Raw genomic sequence first — 19,408 nt, forward strand, 5'->3', positions numbered from 1 at the left:
TATCCAACTGAGCTACGGGCGCATATCTTGTTTTGACTTGCAGATCTGACGCAGGGCGATCGGATCTTTTTAACTGAAAATCAGCGCGTGCGTGCTGTCTTCTTATTCTTCTTGTTCTGAGGATGGTGCGCCCGGAGAGATTCGAACTCCCGACCGCCTGGTTCGTAGCCAGGTACTCTATCCAACTGAGCTACGGGCGCCTCGTCAGGAGCGGAATTATGCGGATGACCGACGGGGCCGTCAATCCCTTTGTGAAATTCCAGCGCCGTCGAGGTCATGGTCAGGCGCGTCACGCAGTGCAGCGACCACGGCCGCAGGCGTTTTCATCCACGCGAAATGATCGCTGCGTGCGCCGAGTTGCCCATCGTCCAATCGCACATGGCGTGGGTGTGCCTGCGGCATCTTGTCCAGTAATGCGCGCAGCGCACCTGCCGGACCCAACGTGTCGCGCGCAAGGGTCACTGCGCGGATCGGCACGCGCAGTTGGCCCAGTGCCCGTTCCAGGTCCCATGGCGCGCCTGCCGCGCGATAGCGATTGCTGCGGCCGACCTGCGCCCAGTCGGCAATCAGGCTGCGTGCTTCGGTACCGCCAAAACCGAGCTTGCGCCCGTGCAGCACGCCCTGCCTGCGCGCCAGCCAAGGCAACAACCGAAACGCCAGGGGCAGGCCGTAACGCATCGGCACGGGAAAATTGCGCCAGTACGGCGAGCCGCTGGCCACCAGCCAGAGCTCGGCGAATTGCACCGGATGCAGCGCGGCGTAGCAGCACGCGAGCTGACCGCCGAGGCTGTGTCCACCGACCATGCGCGGCAGCTGCGGGTCGTGGATATCGAGCAGGGCGTGGCTGGCGGGAAGGTCGTCTGCAAGCAGCGTGCGATAGCCCCAATCGTGCTCACGCGACGGGCGCAGCGTGCTGCTGCCATTGCCGCGCCATTCGTGCAGATACACCGCAACGCCGGTGGACGCGAGCGCCTGTGCGAAGGGTTGGTAATGCCGCGCTGCCACGCCCAATGCCGGCAGCCACAGCAGCGTTGTCGTCGGGTGCGGCGGTGCGCAACGGATGACCTGCCAGCGATGCCCATCTGCAGCGCTGGCGAGCAGGGTGTCGGTCTGCACGCTCATGCGCCGGGCGCGGCGCCGAAGTGGTCGAGCACCAGCACATCGCTGTGGCCGGGGCGTTGGCCAATGCGGATGGCGCGTGCAACGTAATCGATCGCCGCTTCGCAGGCATTGAGCAACGACAGGCCCTGGCACAGCTGTGCGGCAATCGCCGCCGATAGGCTGCAGCCGGTGCCGTGCGCATCGACCTGCAGGCGCGGGTGCATGAACACATCCTGGGTCACGCCGTCATCGAAGCGGTCGAGCACGCGTGCGCCTTCGTGCAGATGTCCGCCCTTGAGCAGCACGGCGTTGGCGCCCAGGTCGAGCAAGGCGGCGGTGGCATGTTCGGCGGCGTCGGCGCTGTCGATGCGGCGGCCGGTCAGCAACTCGGCCTCGGGCGTGTTGGGGGTGACCAGGGTGGCCAGCGGCAGCAAGCGCGTGCGCAGCGCATCCAGTGCCGCATCTTCGAGCAGGCGCGCGCCGCTGGTGGATACCATCACCGGGTCGAGCACCACGAACGGTGGGCGATATCGCTCAAGCAGGTCGGCCACGCAATGAATGACGTCGGCATTGGCCAGCATGCCGAGTTTGACCGCCTGGATCTCGAAATCGGCAAAGCAGGCGTCCACCTGCGCCTGCAAAAACGACAACGGTGGAAGATGCACGGCGGTGACGGCGCGGGTGTGTTGCGCGGTCAATGCGGTAATCGCCGACAAGCCGTGCACGCGGTGCGCGGCGAAGGTCTTGAGGTCGGCCTGGATGCCGGCGCCGCCCCCGGAGTCGGAGCCGGCGATGCTCAATGCGGACAGCGTACTGGGCGTAGTCATGTGGCGATTCTGCACTGCTGGCCGGAGGATGTGCGCATCATCCTGTGCGCCAGCGGCGCCACTGCAGGTAGGCGACATAACCGGCGCCGGTCAATCCGGTGAGGCTGGCGGGCAGGTAGAGCGCGTCGTACTGCCAGCGCTGGAACAGCAAGGTTCCGAGGATGCTGCCGCCGAGAAAACCGCTGATGATCAGCGCGCTCAGCGTGAGGCGCCGCACCTGCAGCGGACGCCCGCGCAGCAGGTGCCCCAGGCCGATTCCCAGGTCGGTGAACATGCCGCTCAAATGCGTGGTGCGGACCGCTGCACCGCTGAGGGTGGTCGCCATCGCATTTTGCAGGCCGCAGGCGCCAGCGGCGCACAGGACGCCGCCGACATGATGCAACTTGAACAGTGCAATCGCGCCCAGCAACAGCAGCGCCTCGAGCAGCAACGCGGCGCCGTAGCGCTGTCCAAGCCGTACGACATCGTCCTGGATGATCAGTCCGCTGAGCATGGCGCCTGCGCAGAAGGCGATGAGGATGCCGCAAAGAAAGCCGATGTCCGGGGCGGCGTCTTGCGCCAGGGCAACGCCGAGCAGGCTGGTCGTGCCGGTGAGATGGCTGACCACCTGGTGCTCGGATCCCAGGTAGCCCACCACATTGACCATGCCGGCCACGGTCGACAATGCCACCGCGCCAATCCAGACCCAGCGCGGTAGCAGGATTCCCATCGCGGGTCAGGGGCTACCGTTGATCGCAATCTGCGAGAACGCGCCGGTTTCCGGGTCGTACAGCGCACCCCAGAACATGCTGCCGCCGTCGCAGACCTGGATCGCTTCCCGCGCCGGTTTCACCGGCGGGTCGTTGGGAAGCTTGAACGCGTTGACGTAGATCAACTGTTGGCCCTGGATCACCACACCCACGTATTGGCGGTCGAACTCGCGTGGCTCGGCAATGGTGGGCGTCAACGCATCCTGCCGCGCTTCGAGCTGTTCGATCTGCTGATGGCTCGGCGCCCAATAGCCGCTGATCTGGCCTGGATGCCGTGCCGGGCTGTCGCGCGAGCAGGTCTGCAACACCTGTTCGGCCACGCTCTGCCGGGTGATGATCCATGACTGGCCGTTCTTGAGATTGGTCGGCACGCTGGCTGGCCCCTGCGTGCTGGCGCAGCCGGCCAGCGCGATCACGGCGAGCGCCACCGCGCCGCGATAGGTGCGCATCACAACACCTCCGAAGCGAAGTCGGCCAGACGCGAGCGCTCGCCGCGACGCAGCGTGATGTGCGCGCTATGCGGCCATGCCTTGAAGCGATCCACCGCGTAGGTCAGCCCCGAAGTGGTTTCGGTGAGGTACGGGGTGTCGATCTGTTCGACATTGCCCAGGCACACGATCTTGGTGCCGGGGCCGGCGCGGGTGATCAGCGTCTTCATCTGCTTGGGCGTGAGGTTTTGCGCCTCGTCCAGGATCAGATAGCGCGACAGGAAGGTGCGACCGCGCATGAAGTTCATCGAGCGGATCTTGATGCGACTGGCGAGCAGGTCGTTGGTGGCCGCACGGCCCCACGAGCCGCCTTCCTGATTGTGCGTGAGCACTTCCAGATTGTCGGTCAGTGCGCCCATCCACGGGGTCATCTTTTCTTCTTCGGTCCCCGGCAGGAAGCCGATGTCTTCGCCCACGCTGACAGTGGCACGGGTCATGATGATTTCCCGGTAGCGCTGCTGGTCCATGGTCTGCGCCAGGCCTGCAGCCAGTGCGAGCAAGGTCTTGCCGGTGCCGGCGGTGCCGAGCAGGGTGACGAAGTCGATCTCCGGGTCCATCAGCGCATTGAGCGCGAAATTCTGCTCGCGGTTGCGTGCCACGATGCCCCAGACCGCATGCTGGCCGCTGCGGAAATCGTCGACCAGGCACAAGGTGGCCTTGCCGCCGCCAACCTTGGCCACGCGCAGCTCCACTTCATCTTCGCCGGGCAGGTACAGGTACTGGTTCGGATACCAGTCTTCGTCCTCGGCCAGCACGATTTCGTAATGGGTGCGGCCGCGTTCGTTCCAGCTGCGCAGATCTTCGTTGTGCTTCTGCCAGAAATCTTCCGGCAGCTCGATGGCGCCGGTGAACAGCAGGCTGAAATCGTCCAGCGCACGGTCGTTTTGATAGTCCTCGGCGACCAGGCCGCTGATGTAGGCCTTGATGCGCAGGTTGATGTCCTTGGACACCAGGATGACCGGCACATCCGCATTTTCTTCGCGCAGCGCCAGCACCGAGGCCAGGATCTTGTTGTCCGGCAGCATTTCGCCGAAGGTGCGGCCCGGGTCGATCGGCTTGATCTGGAAAAACAGCCGTCCGATCGCGGCCTGGCCCTTGAGCTGGATGCCCTGTGGATGGCTGAGCAGGATGCCGGCCTGGATCTGCTCTGCGTTGGTGTTTTCCAGCAATTCGTCCAGGAAACGGCTGACCTGGCGTGCATTGCGGCTGACTTCGGAGGTGCCCTTCTTGGCGTTGTCGAGCTCCTCGATCACCTGCATCGGCAGGAACACATCGTGTTCCTCGAACTTGAACAGCGCGGTGGGATCGTGCATCAGCACGTTGGTGTCCAGCACGTAGATGCGCTTGCCTCGGGTCATTGGGTCTTCCAAGTGATGGAGCAGGGGCGAGCCATCACGCCTGCAGCTGCAGGGTGATGGAGGACGCGGGAAGCGAGGGGTGTCACTGTTTGGCGTGCGCCTTTACTGCGGCCAGCACGGCCTCGGCATGGCCGGCGACCTTGACCTTGCGCCATTCCTGCACGACATGCCCCTCGGGCGACAGCAAGAAGGTGCTGCGCTCGATGCCGAGCACCTGTTTGCCGTACATGTTCTTTTCCTTGATCACGTCGAAGGCGCGGCACAGCGCTTCATCGCTGTCGCTGATCAACGGGAAGGCGAAGCCTTGCTTGGCGCAGAAGTTGTCGTGCGACTTCACCGAATCGCGCGAAACGCCCAACACCATCGCGCCCGCTTTTTTGAACTGCGGCAGCAAGGCATTGAAGTCCAGGCCTTCGGTGGTGCAGCCGGGCGTGCTGTCCTTCGGGTAGAAGTACAGCACCAGCCATGTGCCGGCATGGTCGCGCAGGGTGGTGTGGGTGCCGCCGGACAGCGCCAGCGGCAGGTCGAAGGTTGCGGCGGGTAATTCCAGCACAGCGTCGGTCATCGTTGCTCAGCCCAAAGTGGAGGGGCGACGGCGCGGTCAGGCCGGGCCGACGTCCATCCCATCATAAGCAGCCACATGGAAGCGTTTGGCAAGTGCGTCGAACTGCGCATTGCGCTGATTCAGCGACTCGATGGTGTGATGTTCTTTCTTGTCCACATGCAGGAAGTACGACTCTTCGTCATCGCCGTCGTCTTCGTCGCGTTCGCCGAGGAAAATGTCGATGACGCGATAGCCGTCCTGGGTCAGTTGCTCGGCGAGCTTCTGCAGCGGCTCCTGCGCAGGATCGGCGAAGAAGTATTCCCAGCGCAGCGGGCCGTCGAGATTCCAATCGGTCTCGGAGCGGATGTGGTCGAACATCTGTTTTAGCGCAGAGATCGCGATGGCCATTGATGGGTGCCTCAGAACTTCATCGGGTCCATGATCGCGTCGAGATTGAGGTGATCACAGAATTCCAGGAAATCATCGCGCAATGCGGCGATGTGCATGTTGGCCGGCACGCCGATCGTCACCTGCGCCGAAAACATCTCCGCGCCGGTCTGCATGGCGCGGTAGCGCGTGCTCTGCAGGTTTTCGATGGTGATGCCCTGGCGGTCGAAGAAATCGGCCAGCTGGAACAGGATGCCCGGCTTGTCGGCGGCGATCACTTCGACGATGTAAGGCAGCAGGTTGGACTGGGTCTGCTTGGGGCCGGTGCGATACCACACCAGTTTCAATCCTTCTTCGCGTTCGAGCCGGGTCAGCATGGCTTCGAGCTTGGCGACCGAATCCCAGGAGCCGGTTGCCAGTGCGGTGACCGAGACGTCGCGCCCCACCGTGGCCAGACGGGCGTCCACGAGATTGCAGCCGCTGTCGGCGATGCGGCGAGTGACGGGCAACAGGGGGGACTCCGGATGCGTCGTGTAGGCGTTGATCAGGAGGTGATTTTCGGTCGGCGAAGGCCGGGGTGTAGAGTCGGTCAAAGGGGCTTCCGGCATTGCATCAGGCTGAATGGCCGCCCGGGCAGGCGCCCTGGCGGTGACCAGCATACTTGCCCGTGGTTTCGCGCCGCAAGTAACATGCAGGCGGTCGCAACCCGCGTGCGCGCGGGCCTTTTCCTGTCACGTAAGAGCAGCAGAATCTTGTCCCTTTCCGGCATCATCACCGCGCTGGCGACCCCCTTCGGTCCCGATGGCGCACTCGACCTGGATGCCTGGCGGCGGCTGCTGGAGCAGCAGTTGCACGGCGGCGTGCAGGGAATCGTGGTTGCTGGCTCCACCGGTGAAGCGGCCGCACTGAGCGACGACGAATACGACACGCTGCTGCGCGCGGCTGTGGCACAGGTCGCCGGCCGGGTGCCGGTGCTTGCCGGCACCGGCTTGTCCGGCACGGCAAAGACCATTGCGCAGACACGTCGCGCTGCGGCGCTGGGCGCGCAGTACGCGCTGGTGGTGACGCCGCCGTATGTGCGTCCGACCCAAGCCGGGTTGAAGGCCCACTTTCTGGCGGTGGCCAACGAAGGTGGCCTGCCGGTGGTGCTGTACAACGTGCCGGGCCGTACCGGCTGCGACCTGCTGCCGGAGACGGTGGCCGAGCTGGTGGGTCATCCGAACATCGTCGGCATCAAGGAAGCACGTAGCGAGCCCGAGCGCATCGCTGCACTGGTGGCGCTGCGCAGCGACAGTTTTGTGGTGCTCAGCGGCGACGATGGCAGCGCGGCGCACGCGATGTTGTCCGGCGCTGCCGGGCTGATCTCGGTCGCCTCCAACGCCTTGCCGGCGGCGTACCGGCGCCTGTGCGATCTGGCCCGCGACGGCCAGCGCGATGCTGCCACCGCCTGGGACGCGCGGTTGAGCGAATACCACAGCTTCTGCGGAATCGAATCCAATCCCATCCCGGTCAAGGCGCTGCTGCAGCGCGCCGGGATCGGCCACGGCCTGCGCTTGCCGCTGCTGCCTCTTTCTGCGGCGCACCAGCCTGCTGCCGACCGCCTTGCCGCCGACGCCATTGCGTTGGAAGCGCTTTCCAGCCGCGAAATGCTCGCGGCCTGACCCAGGAGATCTATCGATGCGTCATTCCGTTTCCCCCGTCCGCGTGCTGTCGCTCGCGTTGCTGGCGACCGCCACTGTCGCCGCCACGAGCGGTTGCAGCTGGTTCCATAAGGGCGCGCGCGGCGACTATGCGCTGGCGCCGGAAGCTCGTCCGCTGGAAGTGCCGCCGGACCTGAACCTGCCCGACACCTCCGGTGCGATGAAGGTGCCGACGCTGGCCTCCACCACGCAGCAGAACAGCAACACGCCGCCGTCGGCGAGCGCCAACAGCGGTTTTACCGTGCCGGGCGAGCGCGACGAGGTGTTTGCCAAGGTGGGCGCGGCGTTGGCCGATATCCCGGGCCTGACCATTGCCAGCAAGGCCCAGATGCTCGGTTCCTACGATGTGAGCTACGAAGGTTCCAGCTTCCTGGTGCGCGTGGTCAAGGTCGATGCGGGCAGCTATGTGTCGGCCGTGGACCCGCGCGGCATGCCGGCCACGGCGGCTGCGCCGGTGGCGGTGATCTCCTCGCTGAAGAGCAAACTGGGCGGCTGAGGCCGGTTCGGTTTGCTGGATGGCAAACGGGCGCCTTGGGCGCCCGTTTTGCGTTAGTGCCGAGTGCACTGTGAGGTGCGTGCAGCGGTGTAGCTCCGGGCCGCGCCCGGTCGTGCAGCTCAGCGCTGCAGCAGCGGCAACTTGTTGGGCTTGCCATCCCATTCGGCGGCATCCGGCGCCGGCTCCTGGCGCACGGTCAGCACCGGCCAGGCCTTGGCGAGTTCGGCGTTGAGTGCCACGAAGGCTTCCTGGCCCGCCGGCACGTCGTCTTCGGGGTAGATCGCGTTGGCCGGGCATTCCGGCTCGCACAGGGTGCAGTCGATGCACTCGTCCGGGTCGATGACCAGGAAGTTCGGGCCGACGTGGAAGCAATCCACCGGACAAACCTCGACGCAGTCGGTGTATTTGCACTTGATGCAGTTTTCGGTGACAACAAAAGGCATGGCGGAATCCGGCGTTTAGCCTTCCAATTCTAAAGCAGTCGCGTGATGGGTGTGGAGTTGTTGGCGCTTTTCGTGCCGGGCTGTCAGGCCAGTCCGCGCTGCCTGGCCAGCGCGAACAACCCTGCCGCAGCCAGATCTTCCGGATGCAGTCGGCTTTCGACGCCCAGGTGCTGCAGTGCCAATGCGTAGCGTTGCGCCAGAGCAGGGCTGCCGACCAGATGCACGATGGCGTGAGCGCCGCGGTGCGCGCGCAGTTCGTGGCCGATCAGCACGCCCGAGAGGTAGGACGGCAGCGCCGCGGAGGACAGGCGTTCGAACAGGCCGAGCGTGCGGGTGCCGAACAGGTGGTGGCTGAGGCCGCCGGGGTCGTTGCTGCGGTCGACACCTTGGAGGAATGCGTCAGCGTCCAGCGCGGCATGATCGTCGTCCATCAGCTTGCCCAGGATGCTGTGCTGACGCAGCACGGCGTACAACTCGCCGGTCATGACGGTGGCAAAACCCGTCAGCTGGCCGTTGGCGATCTGCGCCCATTTGCTGTGCGTGCCGGGCAGGCAGGCGACATGCGCGCCGTCGCCGAGCGCGGCGATCAGCCCGACCAGTTGGGTTTCTTCGCCACGCATCACATCGGGCACGCCGGCCTGTTCGCCGGTGCTGACGCCGGGCACGAACCACAGTGCGCGGCCGGGCAACAGGGCGTCGTAGCAGCGCATCGCCTGGGCGAGCGCGGCGGTGTCGGCCGGGCAGGGCAGGTAAGGTTGCTCGACCCAGCCATTGCGGCTGCCGATCATGCCCGACAGCAGCAGTGGGCCGTCCCAGCCGTCGACCAGGCCAGCCAGCACTGCGTCGAAGCGGCCCTGGCAGGCCAGGATGCCGTCGCTACCGCGGCGCTGCGCAACGACCTTGCCGTCGGCATCGAGCAGATAGCCACGCAGGCTACTGGTGCCCCAATCGATGGCGATCATGCGCTCGCCACCCGGCTTTCTGGCAGGCCCGCGATGGCGAGGTCGCAGACAAACAGGCTGCCGGCTTCGGGCATGCGCGCGAGTTCGTCGGCGCTATGGTCCAGGCGCGAGCTGATCACATGCAGGCGGTCCAGTGCCGCGCCGCCGAAGGCGCCGCAGGTGGGATGCTTGATCGGCAGCTGCACGATGCGCTCCACGCTGCCGTCGGGGCGATAACGCACTACGCGCGACGCACGCCATTGCGCGTTCCACAGGTGGCCTTCGCTGTCGATGATCGAGCCGTCCGGCTCGGCGTCATCGCGATCGAGGGTGGTGAACACACGCGTGTTGGTGGTTTGCGCCGTCTGCGGGTCGTAATCGCAGCACAGGATCTGCGGGCGCACCGAATCGCAGTAATACATGGTGCGGCCGTCGAGGCCGAAGCAGATCGAATTGGGGATCGAAACGCCCGGCAGCGGCAGGGCGCGCAAGCCGTGCTTCAGCGAAAATTGGTAGAACGCACCGCGTGCGGCCTTGCTGTCGTGCTCGTCCATGGTGCCGAACACCAGGTTGCCATGCCGGTCGACGCGGCCATCGTTGCTGCGCGTGAGCGGGTTGTCCGCTTCCACATCGGCCAGTTTCTCGAAGGGCAGCGCGTCTTCTTCGACGGTGTCCGGATCGACAATGCCGATCGCCTTGGCCAGCGCGACTAGCACGCGGCCGTCGTCCATCAGGCCGATGCAGCCGGGGCGGTCGGGCAGCGTCCAGTAGCGCGACTGCGCGCTGGCCGGGTGGTGTCGCCACAGGCGTTTTTCGCTGATGTCGACCCAGTACAGCGCCTGGCGCTGCTCGCACCACAGCACGCCTTCGCCATGCGTGCAGCGACTGTCGACCGCCAGCACGGCGGTGTGTTCGGGCGTGCTTACCATTCGGCGATGCTGCCATCACTGTGGCGCCACACCGGGTTGCGCCAGTCCGGCGGATTTTCGTTTGCGCGCTTGAGCATCTCTTCGTCGATCTCCACACCGAGCCCGGGTTTGGGCAGGGCCGCAATGCTGCCATCCACGCAGTGAAAATCGTCTTTGTTGATGACGTAATCGAGCAGGTCGGCGCCTTCGTTGTAGTGGATGCCGATGCTCTGTTCCTGCAGCACGGCGTTGTGCGAAACGAAGTCCACGTGCAGGCACGCGGCCAGTGCGATCGGGCCGAGCGGGCAGTGCGGGGCAAAGCCCACATCGTAGGCTTCGGCCATTGCGGCGATCTTGACGCATTCGGTGATGCCGCCGGCATGCGACAGGTCCGGTTGCACCATGCCGATGCCGCCGGCGCACAGCACGTTCTTGAATTCGAAGCGCGAGAACATGCGCTCGCCGGCGGCAAGCGGAATGGAAGTGCTGGCGGCCAGGCGTGGGTAATACTCGGCCTGTTCGGCCAGCACCGGTTCCTCGACGAACAGTGGCTTGAACGGTTCGAGCTCGCGCAGCAAGGCCTTGGCCATCGGCGCGCCGACGCGGCCGTGGAAGTCGATGCCGAAGTCGATGCTGTTGCCGAAGGCCTCGCGAATTTCCGCCACCTTGACCACCGCCGCATCGACCGCGCGCGCGCTGTCGATCAGCTTCATTTCTTCGGTGCCGTTGAACTTGAAGGTGTCAAAGCCCAGCGCGCGATAGTCGGTGATCTGCTGGATGATGGCGCCGGGGCGGTCGCCGCCCACCCAGCGGTAGGTCTTCATGCGGTCGCGCACCAGCCCGCCCAGCAACTCGTACACCGGCACGCCCAGCGTCTTGCCCTTGATGTCCCACAACGCCTGGTCGATACCGGCGATGGCGCTCATCAGGATGGCGCCGCCACGATAAAAGCCGGCGCGGTAGAGGGTCTGCCACAGGTCGTTGATGCGCGCCGGATCCTTGCCCACGACATAGCCGGCCAGTTCGTGCACGGCGGCCTCCACCGAACGCGCGCGGCCTTCGATGACCGGCTCTCCCCATCCGGTGATGCCCTCGTCGGTCTCGACCTTGAGGAACAGCCAGCGCGGCGCGGCGTGGTAGGTGGTGAGGCGGGTGATCTTCATCCTTGCAGTTCCTGGTAGGCCTGCACGAAGGCGCGTGCATGCGTCTGGGTTGTCTGGAGCGATTGGCCGGGCTTGTACAGTTCGCCACCGATGCCGGCGCCGGCAGCGCCCTGGGCGATAAAGCCGGCCAGGGTCTGCGGGCTGACGCCGCCCACCACGTAGACCGGGATGTGCGTGGGCAGCACCGAGCGCAGCGCGCGCACATGCGCGGCGCCATAGGTCGCGGCCGGGAACAGCTTGAGAATGGTTGCGCCGGCGTCGATGGCGTCGAACGCCTCGCTGGCGGTGGCGAAACCAGCCACCACGGTCAGGCCGCGCGACACCGCGTGACGGATCAGGCTGGGGCGCGTATTCGGGGTGACGATAAAGCGCGCGCCGATCTCGACCAGGGTGTCGACATCGTCATTGCGCAACACGGTGCCGGCACCGATCCAGGCGCGCTCGCCATAGGCCTGTTGCGCCAGCGCGATGCTCTGCTCCCAGCGCGGCGAGTTGAGCGGGATTTCGATCGCATCGAAGCCGGCGTCGATCAGTGCGCCGACATGGTCGAGCGTCTCTTCCGGCGTGATGCCGCGCAGGATGGCGACCAGGGGCAGGACGAACGGGCTGGCGGTGGTATCTGAAGTCATGCGGTTACTCGCGGTAGAGCGGAAAGCGGCGGTTGGCGACCGGGTGGCCGGCAACGTCGGGGGAGGCTGCGCGACTGCGGGTCGTGGCATGGCGGCCGATGCGCAATATGGCAAGAGAGCGTGTAACGACGAAGGCGATGGATTCCGACCTTGAGGGAGCGCCGCCTGGACACGCGTGCGCCGTCCTACGGCCTGCAATCGGCGGGCATGATGCCGTCATCGTTCTCCACCTCCGCATATTGGGCCGCGTGTTGCCGCCCGCGGACGGGCAGGTCACGTCTGTTCTGACCGCGCCCGGGAGGTAGGGGCTCCTGCTGCGGCGTTCGATAGCCTCGCGCGGGGAGATATGTGCTGCAAATGAAATTTTCGGCATATTCTATTCCTCCGACGAATACACGGCCGCAACCGCACGCTATGGCAAATTCCGGTACTCCCTGGTTCAACGCAGCCCGGCTCAAGACGCGCCAGCTCCTGCTGCTGCTGCATTTGCACGAACAGCGCTCGGTGTTGCGCGCGGCTGAGGCCGCTAGCATGACGCAACCGGCCGCGTCCAAGCTGCTGGCAGAAATGGAAGACATGCTGGGGGTGAAGTTATTCGAGCGGCATGCCCGTGGCGTTGAGCCCACCTGGTATGGCCACGTGCTGATCCGGCGCGCGCGCGCGGCCATGTCGGAGATTGGGCGGGCGCAGGAAGAAATCGCCGCGCTACGCGCCGGGCGCATGGGCCAGGCTTCGATCGGCACGGTGGTCAATCCGGGCACCAACCTGGTGCCGCAGGCCATCGCCGAGGTCAAGCGCGAGTTTCCGGACATCCTGGTGCGTGTGGAAATGGACTACAGCCGTCCGCTGGTGGCCAAGTTGCTGGACGGGCAGCTGGACATCGTGATCGGGCGCATCCTCGGCCCGGAAGGGGTGGGCGAACTGGAGTTCGAACCGCTGGCCGACGAGCCGCATTCGGTGATCGCGCGTGCCGGGCACCCGCTGGCCAGCCGCGCCGGCCTGCAGCATGCCGATCTGGTACGGCATGGCTGGATCTTGCCGCCCGCCGACAGCGTGTTGCGCGCGCGCCTGGATTCGATGTTCATGGAGCACGGCGTGCAGACGCCGACCAATGCCATCGAAACCTCGTCCCTGCCGGTTACCTCGACCCTGCTGCGCGGCACCGACATGCTGACCGCCCTGCCGGTGGAATCGGTGGCGCCGTTGATCCAGGCGAAATTGCTCACCGTGCTGCCGATCGAACTGGGCGTGCGGATGGAATCGTTCGGCATCATCCGACGACGCGACTACATCCTGCCGCCCGGTGCCGAGCGCATCTTGCAGGCGTTGCGCACCACGGCCCGACGTCTGTATCCCGCGCTACGCGTGCCGGACTCCCTTGCCTGACCAGTGCGTCCCGCGCTATTCCGCAGCGGAATAGCAGCCTGTGAAATTTTCATTGGCTGGCGCTGCGTGGTGCGCCTATACGTGTGAGCCAGATCGCATGCTGAAGCGCACGTAACGTCGGGCACGCGATCGGCGGCCAAGCCGCCTGCTGGAGGGAATTGACGGGCGACATCGCCCGTTTTTTGCGTGATCACGCCGCGCGTCTGCGCGGCGACAACCCGTTTCAATCGTCTTGCGTCCTGGGAGGGATTCAGATGTACCAGTGTTCCAGCCATGCCTCGGCAGGTACGGGCGTGTTCGCCCGTCGTTTGCCTTCGTTGCGCCGTTCCGCCATGGCCATCAGCATCGGGCTCTTGCTCGCTGCGCCGGTCTATGCGCAGCAGGCGCAGTCGTCCCAGAATGCTTCCTCGAGCACCGCGAGCAAGGCCACCGACCTGGATGCGGTCGAAGTGCGCGGCGTGCGCGCCAGCCTGATCAAGTCGCAGTCGATCAAGCACGATGCCGAACAGATCGTCGATTCGGTCAGTGCCGAGGACATCGGTGCGCTGCCCGACCGCAGCGTCACCGAAACCCTGCAACGGGTGAGCGGCGTGACCATCGATCACTTCATGGCGCGTAACGATCCGGATCACTTCTCTGCCGAAGGCAGCGGCGTGATGATTCGCGGCATGACCCAGGTGCGCGGCGAGCTCAATGGCCGCGACAGCTTCAGCGCCGCTAGCGGCCGCGGTCTGAGCTTCGAGGATGTGCCGGCCGAACTGATGGCAGGCGTGGACGTCTACAAGAACCCGTCGGCCGAGATCATCGAAGGCGGTCTGGGCGGGACGGTCAACCTGCGCACGCGCATGCCGTTCGACCAGCCGGGCCGGGTGATCGGTGCGACCGCCGACGTGAACTACGGCGATTTCAGCAAGACCTACAAGCCATCGGGCTCGTTTCTCTTCAGCGATCGCTGGAACACCGGCCTCGGCGAGATGGGCTTGATGGTGGATGTGGCGCATTCGGAACTGGCCACGCGCAGCGATGGCATCCAGGTCGAGCCGTTCGTGCGTCGCACCGATGCGGCGCTGCTGGAAGGCACCAGCTTCGACAAGGTCTACGTGCCTGGCGGCGTCAACTGGCGGCAGCTCGATTTCGAGCGCAAGCGCAATGGCGTGGCCGGCGCGTTCCAGTGGCGGCCTAGCGACGACACCGAGATCTACGTGCAGTACATGCGCTCCAGTTACGACATGAACTGGCAGGAGCGCGCGGCGTTCTTCAACGACGACACCAACGCGATTGGCCCGGCCCCCGGAACGCAATTTACCTACGATGCCGACGGCCGCTTCGTCAGTGGCTCGCCGGCATCCAGTTCCTGGCGCGGCAACGTCACCGGCAACGATGGCGTGCGCTTCTACACCAACAACCGCTACGCGCAGCAGAGCACGACCACCTCGGATTTGTCCGGCGGCTTTACCCACAAGCTCACCGGCAACCTCACCGTGCGCGGCGATATGCAGCTGGTGCGCTCGGAAAGCGATTCGCTGGACTTCACCCTGTTCGATTCGATCTACCTGCCGGGCCTGACCTTCGATCTGAGCGGCAAATATCCATCGGTCGGGATTGCCGACAGCACCTACACCAGCAACCCCTCCAATTATTTCTGGAGTGCGGCCATGGACCATCTGGCGAAGAATCGCGGCCGCGAACTGGCCACGCGCTTCGACCTGGAATACGCATTCGACGACAGTGCCTGGCTGCGCACCTTCCGTGCCGGCATCCGCGCCACCGACCGCACCCAGATCAACAAAAACTCCGGCTACAACTGGGGTGTGATCAGCGATAACTGGGCGCAGATTCCCGACACCGCCAATGGGACCGGACTGGCCGATCTGGCCACCTACATGACCGGCACCTCGCAGCTGTATTCGTATTCCAATCTGTTCCGCGGCAAGATCGATGTGCCCAACAGTCTCTATTTTCCGAGCAACGCCGCAGTCAAGGACTACGCTGGTACCTCGAAGATGATCGAGCAGATCGTGGCGCTGCGCGGGTCGGGCTGGGCGCCGGACAAGTACCAGCTGCAGGACATCAACCGCCAGTTCGAACGCACCCAGGCCGCCTACGCGGTGATGTACTTCGGCAACGACGAAGCGCTGGGCGTGCCGGTGGACGGCAATATCGGCGTGCGCATCGTGCAGACCAAGACCGAGGCAAATGGCTACGGCCAGTTCCCCGACCTGTCGGGAAGCGCGGGTTCGGAAGCGCTGCGCGAGCAGTACACCGGGCAGTACTTCGCCAACAACGCCAAGGGCAGCTACACCAACGTGCTGCCGAGCTTCAACATGCGCTTCAAGTTCTCCGACGCGCTGCAGTGGCGTATCGCCGCATCCAAAGCGATGGCGCGCCCGGACTACACGCAGTTGCAGCCGTACCTGCTGCTTGCGGCAAACACCGAGTCCAACGGCACCGTTTCCAGGTGGACCGGTACTGCCGGCAATCCGAATCTGCAGCCGATGAAGGCCAATCAGTACGACACCGCGCTGGAGTGGTACTTCGACACCAGCGACATGATGTACCTGACGTTGTTCTACAAGAGCGTCAAGGATTACTTCTCCAACCAGACCGTCACCGAAAATTACGGTGGGCAGGACTGGCTGGTGACGCGTCCGTACAACATGGACAAGGGGCGCATCCGCGGCTTCGAATACGGCTACACGCAGTTCTTCGATTCTTGGCCGGGTTGGCTGAGCGGGTTCGGCGTCAATGCCAACTTCACCTTCGTCGACAGCAGCGGCGGCGCGAACACCGCCACCGACCCATACACCCAGACCACCGTCACCGGTGTGAGCCTGCCGCTGGAAGGCTTGTCGCGGCGCAGTTACAACCTGGCCGGCATCTACGAGAAAGGGCCGCTTTCGTTGCGCCTGGCCTACAACTGGCGTTCGCGCTACCTGCTCACCGCCAGCGACGTGTCGACCAAGTTGCCGACCTGGTCGGACGATTACGGCCAGCTCGACGCCTCGGCGTTCTATCGCTTCAACCCGCATGTGCAGCTCGGCGTGCAGGCCAACAATCTGACCAACACGGTGACCAAGGTGTTGATGGGGCCGACGTCCTACACGGGGGGCGAGGTCGATAACCATCTGTATACGCGCAGCTGGTTCGTCAACGACCGGCGCTACTCGCTGGTGCTGCGCATGAACTGGTAAGTGCGGGCGATCACGCAGGCGACGTGCGCGGGCTCTCAGAGTTGAGCCCGCCACGTTCAATCTTGCGCCGTCACCCTGCGATGCCAGAGTTGCCGGGTTTTCTGGGGTTGTTATAGTTTTAGCGAATACCTTTCCAGGAATATTTCATTGGTCTGGCATGACGGCCGCGCCCTATGCTCCGGCCGCAGCTACCAGGTAAGCCCGCTCGGGTTTACACCGCATCTACGCAGCCACGGTCTTGCCGTCGGCAGATGCCAAGCCAGCACCAACGACGGGTCGGGCGCTCGCGCACCGGCCCGCTAAAAACTAGAAGTACATGCGTCCTGGGAGGGAGCACCATGTCAGTGCAACATCGCCACATTCCGGCAGGCCGGACTGTGGGTCAGCGTTCGATCCGTGATTTCCGCCGCTCCGTGATGGCCATCAGCGTGGCCACGCTGCTGAGCGCGCAGGCCTATGCGCAGGATGCGACCACCACCGCTACGCCGGCCTCGGCTGCGACCACGCAACAGCTGGACACCGTGCAGGTCACCGGTACCCGCAGCAGCGTGACCAAGGCGCAGTTGGTCAAGCAGAACGCAGAGCAGATCGTCGATTCCATCGTTGCCGAAGACATCGGCAAGCTGCCCGACAACAATGTGGCCGAAGCGCTGCAACGCATCTCCGGTATCCAGATTTCGCGCAACTATGGCGAAGGCAGCGCGATCGCCATCCGCGGCCTGACCCAGGTACGCACCGAACTCAATGGTCGCGACATCTTTACCGCCAACGACGGCCGGGGCCTGAGCTTCGAAGACGTGTCTGCCGAATTGCTCGGCGGCGTCAACGTCTACAAGAATCCGTCTGCCGACATGATCGAAGGTGGCCTGGGCGGCACCGTGGACCTGCGCACGCGCCTGCCGTTCGACTACGACGGCCGCAAGATCGCCGGCAGCGTGCAATACAACTATTACGACCTCGCCGACGACGGCAAGCCGGCGTTCTCGGGCCTGTTCAGCGATCGCTGGCAGACCGGAATCGGCGAGATCGGCATCCTGGTGAACTACTCGCAGCAGAAGAGCCCGTTCCGCCAGGACACCATTTCGATCGAGCCGTGGTACACCCAGACCGATCTGCCGGGCTACGAAGGGCAGGGCGTGTCGGTGCCGCACGGCGCCGGCATCAACACCACCGTCGGCGAGCGCGAGCGCAAGACCGGCGCCTTTGCGATGCAGTGGCGTCCGAACGATGCAGTGGAGGTCTATACGCAGGTGCTGCGTTCGGACTACGACTTCAGCTGGCACGATTATTCGTTCTTCGCGCTGACCGGCGCCAACCCGATGCAGGGCTTGCCTGGCATCCAGGTCAATAACCGCAACGAGTTCGTCAACGGCTCGTTCCAGAATGTGCCGACCGAATCCAATACCAGCCTGACCGAGCGCCACTCGGTGACCACCGATTACTCGCTGGGTGCCAAGTGGACGGTCAACGAAAAGCTGACCCTGAGCACCGACTTCCAGTATGTCGATGCCACCACCACCGGCACGCGCTACATCCTGTCCACCGGTCAGGTCACCAGCCCGCAGTTCAACGTCGATTTCCGGGGCGATCTGCCGCGCTTGTCGGTGACCGATGCCAGCGGTGCGGAAGGCTACCTGGCCGACGTCAACAACTACAACGGCTGGCGCTATCACCTGGACAACAAGGACGACAACAAGGGCACCGAATTTGCCTGGCGTTCGGATATGGATCTGGCCTTCGACAGCGACTTCGTGCGCAGCTTCAAGGCCGGTGTGCGTTACACCGACCGTGATGCCGAGACCAAGGGCAACATCTATCGCTTCATGTGCATCAACAACTGCGACGGCGCACCGTTTTCGCAGTACCCCGGCATCGGTGTGATGACCAATCCGATCACCGACTTCTTCCGCGGCCAGAGTCATGCCTTCGGGCCAACCCTGACGGCATCCGATGCGGCAGTGGCGAACTATCAGCAGACCCTGGCTGCCTTCGGTGCCAGCCCGCTGGAATTTGCCCCCAACAACATCAACACGCAGAACGAGAAGACCTACGCGGCGTATGGCGTGCTGCGCTTTGGCGTGGATGGCGAGATTCCGTTCGATGGCAACATCGGCGTGCGCGTGGTGCGTACCGAAGTGGGCTCGCAAGGCGTGCGCACCGGCACCGATGCCGAAGGTGGTGGCCTGATTCCGGTGGATGCGCAGCAGACCTACACCGACGTGCTGCCCAGCTTGAACCTGCGTTGGATGCTGAGCGATCTGCTGCAATGGCGGTTTGCCGCCTCGCGCGGTATTTCGCGTCCGACCTTCGACAAGCTCAACCCGAACCTGAGCCTGAGCACCGGTACCTCGAACGGCGCTTCCACTTTCACCGGCACGGCGGGTAACCCGAGTCTGGAAGCGGTCAAGGCCGACCAGTTCGACACCGCGCTGGAGTGGTACTTCGGCCAGGGCTCGATGATGTACGGCACCCTGTTCTACAAGAAGGTGGAAGGCTTCATCGCCAACGCCGTCTTCAACGAGGTGTACGACGGCCAGGTGTGGCAGATCACCCGTCCGGTCAATGGCGATTCGGGCAAGATCCGCGGCGCCGAACTGGGTTACACGCAGTTCTTCGACTTCCTGCCGGGCTGGTTGAGCGGCTTCGGCCTGCAGACCAACTACACCTACGTCGACAGCGAGGCGCCGAGCCCCACCGCCACCGACACCAACGGCCAGTCGCTGACGGTGCCGCTGGAGGGCCTGTCCAAGAACAGCTACAACGCGATCCTCAGCTACGAAACGGCGCGCTTCCAGGGCCGTGTGGCCTACAACTGGCGCAGCGACTGGCTGGTGACCACGGCGGGCAACGGCACCGGCAACCTGCCGGTCTACAACAAGGGCTTCGGCCAGCTGGATGCCTCGCTGCGTTTCAACATCAATGATGTGTGGTCGATTTCGCTCGATGGCGTGAATCTGCTCGATACCCGTCGCGAAAGCTATCTGGGCACCGAGTCGCGCTACCGCGATTTCGTGATCAACGATCGTCGGTATGGCCTGACGTTGCGGGCCAGCCTGTAGAACGCGCCGTAGGAAGTGCGTCGCCGGTCCGGCGAGCT

18 protein-coding genes and 1 tRNA gene are annotated in these 19,408 nt (G+C 64.6%); 5 read left to right on the forward strand and 14 right to left on the reverse strand.

All coding sequences use genetic code 11. The annotated features are described in order from the left end of the window. Nucleotides 1-123 precede the first annotated feature (123 nt). The 9 genes from J7396_RS20640 to J7396_RS20680 form a co-directional block, all read right to left on the reverse strand. A tRNA-Arg gene (locus J7396_RS20640) sits at nucleotides 124-200 on the reverse strand. A gap of 40 nt (nucleotides 201-240) precedes the next feature. Next, complete coding sequence (locus J7396_RS20645) at nucleotides 241-1,122, reverse strand: alpha/beta fold hydrolase (protein WP_008578185.1); 882 nt, start codon at nucleotides 1,120-1,122, stop codon at nucleotides 241-243. Beyond that, the gene (gene thiD, locus J7396_RS20650; RefSeq protein ID WP_014089990.1) at nucleotides 1,119-1,928 is read right to left on the reverse strand and encodes a bifunctional hydroxymethylpyrimidine kinase/phosphomethylpyrimidine kinase; all 810 of its coding nucleotides are present in this window, start codon (nucleotides 1,926-1,928) and stop codon (nucleotides 1,119-1,121) included. Before thiD ends, J7396_RS20645 begins: the two co-directional genes overlap by 4 nt. 37 nt (nucleotides 1,929-1,965) lie before the next feature. Continuing rightward, entirely contained in the window at nucleotides 1,966-2,637 is a 672-nt protein-coding gene (locus J7396_RS20655; protein WP_014089991.1) for a YoaK family protein, read from the reverse strand. A gap of 6 nt (nucleotides 2,638-2,643) precedes the next feature. Continuing rightward, complete coding sequence (locus tag J7396_RS20660) at nucleotides 2,644-3,126, reverse strand: hypothetical protein (protein ID WP_209262028.1); 483 nt, start codon at nucleotides 3,124-3,126, stop codon at nucleotides 2,644-2,646. Next, nucleotides 3,126-4,523 (reverse strand): PhoH family protein, encoded by a 1,398-nt coding sequence (locus tag J7396_RS20665; RefSeq protein WP_008574750.1) that lies wholly within the window; start codon nucleotides 4,521-4,523, stop codon nucleotides 3,126-3,128. The genes J7396_RS20660 and J7396_RS20665 overlap by 1 nt, the downstream gene beginning before the upstream one ends. An 82-nt stretch (nucleotides 4,524-4,605) precedes the next feature. Beyond that, a complete protein-coding gene (locus J7396_RS20670) occupies nucleotides 4,606-5,088 on the reverse strand; it encodes a peroxiredoxin (RefSeq protein WP_008574748.1) in 483 nt (160 codons plus the stop codon). Between the two features lie 36 nt (nucleotides 5,089-5,124). Next, nucleotides 5,125-5,475 (reverse strand): ribonuclease E inhibitor RraB, encoded by a 351-nt coding sequence (locus tag J7396_RS20675; protein WP_003481909.1) that lies wholly within the window; start codon nucleotides 5,473-5,475, stop codon nucleotides 5,125-5,127. Between the two features lie 11 nt (nucleotides 5,476-5,486). Further along, nucleotides 5,487-6,113, reverse strand: a complete 627-nt coding sequence (locus J7396_RS20680) for a glycine cleavage system protein R (RefSeq protein ID WP_002813792.1) — start codon at nucleotides 6,111-6,113, stop codon at nucleotides 5,487-5,489. Between the two features lie 93 nt (nucleotides 6,114-6,206). Between J7396_RS20680 and dapA the strand changes: the two genes are divergently transcribed. Together dapA and J7396_RS20690 are read left to right on the forward strand one after the other, a co-directional pair. Then, complete coding sequence (dapA, locus tag J7396_RS20685; protein ID WP_011347123.1) at nucleotides 6,207-7,115, forward strand: 4-hydroxy-tetrahydrodipicolinate synthase; 909 nt, start codon at nucleotides 6,207-6,209, stop codon at nucleotides 7,113-7,115. 16 nt (nucleotides 7,116-7,131) lie between these two features. Continuing rightward, entirely contained in the window at nucleotides 7,132-7,650 is a 519-nt protein-coding gene (locus J7396_RS20690) for a hypothetical protein (RefSeq protein WP_008574742.1), read from the forward strand. Between the two features lie 119 nt (nucleotides 7,651-7,769). Here the strand turns inward: J7396_RS20690 and fdxA are convergent, their stop codons facing one another. From fdxA to J7396_RS20715, 5 genes are all read right to left on the reverse strand, one after another. Next, on the reverse strand, nucleotides 7,770-8,093 hold the full coding sequence (gene fdxA, locus J7396_RS20695; protein WP_003481917.1) for a ferredoxin FdxA: 324 nt from the start codon (nucleotides 8,091-8,093) through the stop codon (nucleotides 7,770-7,772). 83 nt (nucleotides 8,094-8,176) lie between these two features. Then, nucleotides 8,177-9,055 (reverse strand): 2-dehydro-3-deoxygalactonokinase, encoded by an 879-nt coding sequence (locus J7396_RS20700; protein WP_008574741.1) that lies wholly within the window; start codon nucleotides 9,053-9,055, stop codon nucleotides 8,177-8,179. Next, nucleotides 9,052-9,963 (reverse strand): SMP-30/gluconolactonase/LRE family protein, encoded by a 912-nt coding sequence (locus J7396_RS20705; RefSeq protein WP_031422322.1) that lies wholly within the window; start codon nucleotides 9,961-9,963, stop codon nucleotides 9,052-9,054. Before J7396_RS20705 ends, J7396_RS20700 begins: the two co-directional genes overlap by 4 nt. Beyond that, entirely contained in the window at nucleotides 9,957-11,105 is a 1,149-nt protein-coding gene (gene dgoD, locus J7396_RS20710) for a galactonate dehydratase (RefSeq protein WP_008574447.1), read from the reverse strand. The genes J7396_RS20705 and dgoD overlap by 7 nt, the downstream gene beginning before the upstream one ends. Then, nucleotides 11,102-11,734 (reverse strand): 2-dehydro-3-deoxy-6-phosphogalactonate aldolase, encoded by a 633-nt coding sequence (locus J7396_RS20715; protein WP_008574445.1) that lies wholly within the window; start codon nucleotides 11,732-11,734, stop codon nucleotides 11,102-11,104. Before J7396_RS20715 ends, dgoD begins: the two co-directional genes overlap by 4 nt. A gap of 414 nt (nucleotides 11,735-12,148) precedes the next feature. Here J7396_RS20715 and J7396_RS20720 point away from each other — a divergent pair, with 414 nt between their 5' ends. The 3 genes from J7396_RS20720 to J7396_RS20730 all read left to right on the forward strand — a co-directional run bounded on the left by J7396_RS20720 (nucleotide 12,149) and on the right by J7396_RS20730 (nucleotide 19,370). After that, nucleotides 12,149-13,120 carry a LysR family transcriptional regulator gene (locus tag J7396_RS20720; RefSeq protein ID WP_007966740.1) on the forward strand — a complete coding sequence of 324 codons (972 nt, stop codon included), beginning with the start codon at nucleotides 12,149-12,151 and terminating at the stop codon, nucleotides 13,118-13,120. Between the two features lie 254 nt (nucleotides 13,121-13,374). Then, nucleotides 13,375-16,311 (forward strand): TonB-dependent receptor, encoded by a 2,937-nt coding sequence (locus J7396_RS20725; protein WP_071118591.1) that lies wholly within the window; start codon nucleotides 13,375-13,377, stop codon nucleotides 16,309-16,311. A 338-nt stretch (nucleotides 16,312-16,649) separates the two neighbouring features. Continuing rightward, nucleotides 16,650-19,370 (forward strand): TonB-dependent receptor, encoded by a 2,721-nt coding sequence (locus tag J7396_RS20730; RefSeq protein WP_209262029.1) that lies wholly within the window; start codon nucleotides 16,650-16,652, stop codon nucleotides 19,368-19,370. Nucleotides 19,371-19,408 lie beyond the last annotated feature (38 nt).

It is taken from the genome of Xanthomonas sp. A1809, assembly GCF_017746015.1.
Lineage (GTDB): Bacteria > Pseudomonadota > Gammaproteobacteria > Xanthomonadales > Xanthomonadaceae > Xanthomonas > Xanthomonas euvesicatoria.

What these genes read in the sequence shown, in the direction of transcription:
- J7396_RS20645 (WP_008578185.1), bottom strand. Translation starts at nt 1,122, where the DNA reads ATGAGCGTGCAGACCGACACCCTGCTCGCCAGCGCTGCAGATGGGCAT.
- thiD (WP_014089990.1), bottom strand. Translation starts at nt 1,928, where the DNA reads ATGACTACGCCCAGTACGCTGTCCGCATTGAGCATCGCCGGCTCCGAC.
- J7396_RS20655 (WP_014089991.1), bottom strand. Translation starts at nt 2,637, where the DNA reads ATGGGAATCCTGCTACCGCGCTGGGTCTGGATTGGCGCGGTGGCATTG.
- J7396_RS20660 (WP_209262028.1), bottom strand. Translation starts at nt 3,126, where the DNA reads ATGCGCACCTATCGCGGCGCGGTGGCGCTCGCCGTGATCGCGCTGGCC.
- J7396_RS20665 (WP_008574750.1), bottom strand. Translation starts at nt 4,523, where the DNA reads ATGACCCGAGGCAAGCGCATCTACGTGCTGGACACCAACGTGCTGATG.
- J7396_RS20670 (WP_008574748.1), bottom strand. Translation starts at nt 5,088, where the DNA reads ATGACCGACGCTGTGCTGGAATTACCCGCCGCAACCTTCGACCTGCCG.
- J7396_RS20675 (WP_003481909.1), bottom strand. Translation starts at nt 5,475, where the DNA reads ATGGCCATCGCGATCTCTGCGCTAAAACAGATGTTCGACCACATCCGC.
- J7396_RS20680 (WP_002813792.1), bottom strand. Translation starts at nt 6,113, where the DNA reads ATGCTGGTCACCGCCAGGGCGCCTGCCCGGGCGGCCATTCAGCCTGAT.
- J7396_RS20690 (WP_008574742.1), top strand. Translation starts at nt 7,132, where the DNA reads ATGCGTCATTCCGTTTCCCCCGTCCGCGTGCTGTCGCTCGCGTTGCTG.
- fdxA (WP_003481917.1), bottom strand. Translation starts at nt 8,093, where the DNA reads ATGCCTTTTGTTGTCACCGAAAACTGCATCAAGTGCAAATACACCGAC.
- J7396_RS20700 (WP_008574741.1), bottom strand. Translation starts at nt 9,055, where the DNA reads ATGATCGCCATCGATTGGGGCACCAGTAGCCTGCGTGGCTATCTGCTC.
- J7396_RS20705 (WP_031422322.1), bottom strand. Translation starts at nt 9,963, where the DNA reads ATGGTAAGCACGCCCGAACACACCGCCGTGCTGGCGGTCGACAGTCGC.
- dgoD (WP_008574447.1), bottom strand. Translation starts at nt 11,105, where the DNA reads ATGAAGATCACCCGCCTCACCACCTACCACGCCGCGCCGCGCTGGCTG.
- J7396_RS20715 (WP_008574445.1), bottom strand. Translation starts at nt 11,734, where the DNA reads ATGACTTCAGATACCACCGCCAGCCCGTTCGTCCTGCCCCTGGTCGCC.
- J7396_RS20720 (WP_007966740.1), top strand. Translation starts at nt 12,149, where the DNA reads ATGGCAAATTCCGGTACTCCCTGGTTCAACGCAGCCCGGCTCAAGACG.
- J7396_RS20725 (WP_071118591.1), top strand. Translation starts at nt 13,375, where the DNA reads ATGTACCAGTGTTCCAGCCATGCCTCGGCAGGTACGGGCGTGTTCGCC.
- J7396_RS20730 (WP_209262029.1), top strand. Translation starts at nt 16,650, where the DNA reads ATGTCAGTGCAACATCGCCACATTCCGGCAGGCCGGACTGTGGGTCAG.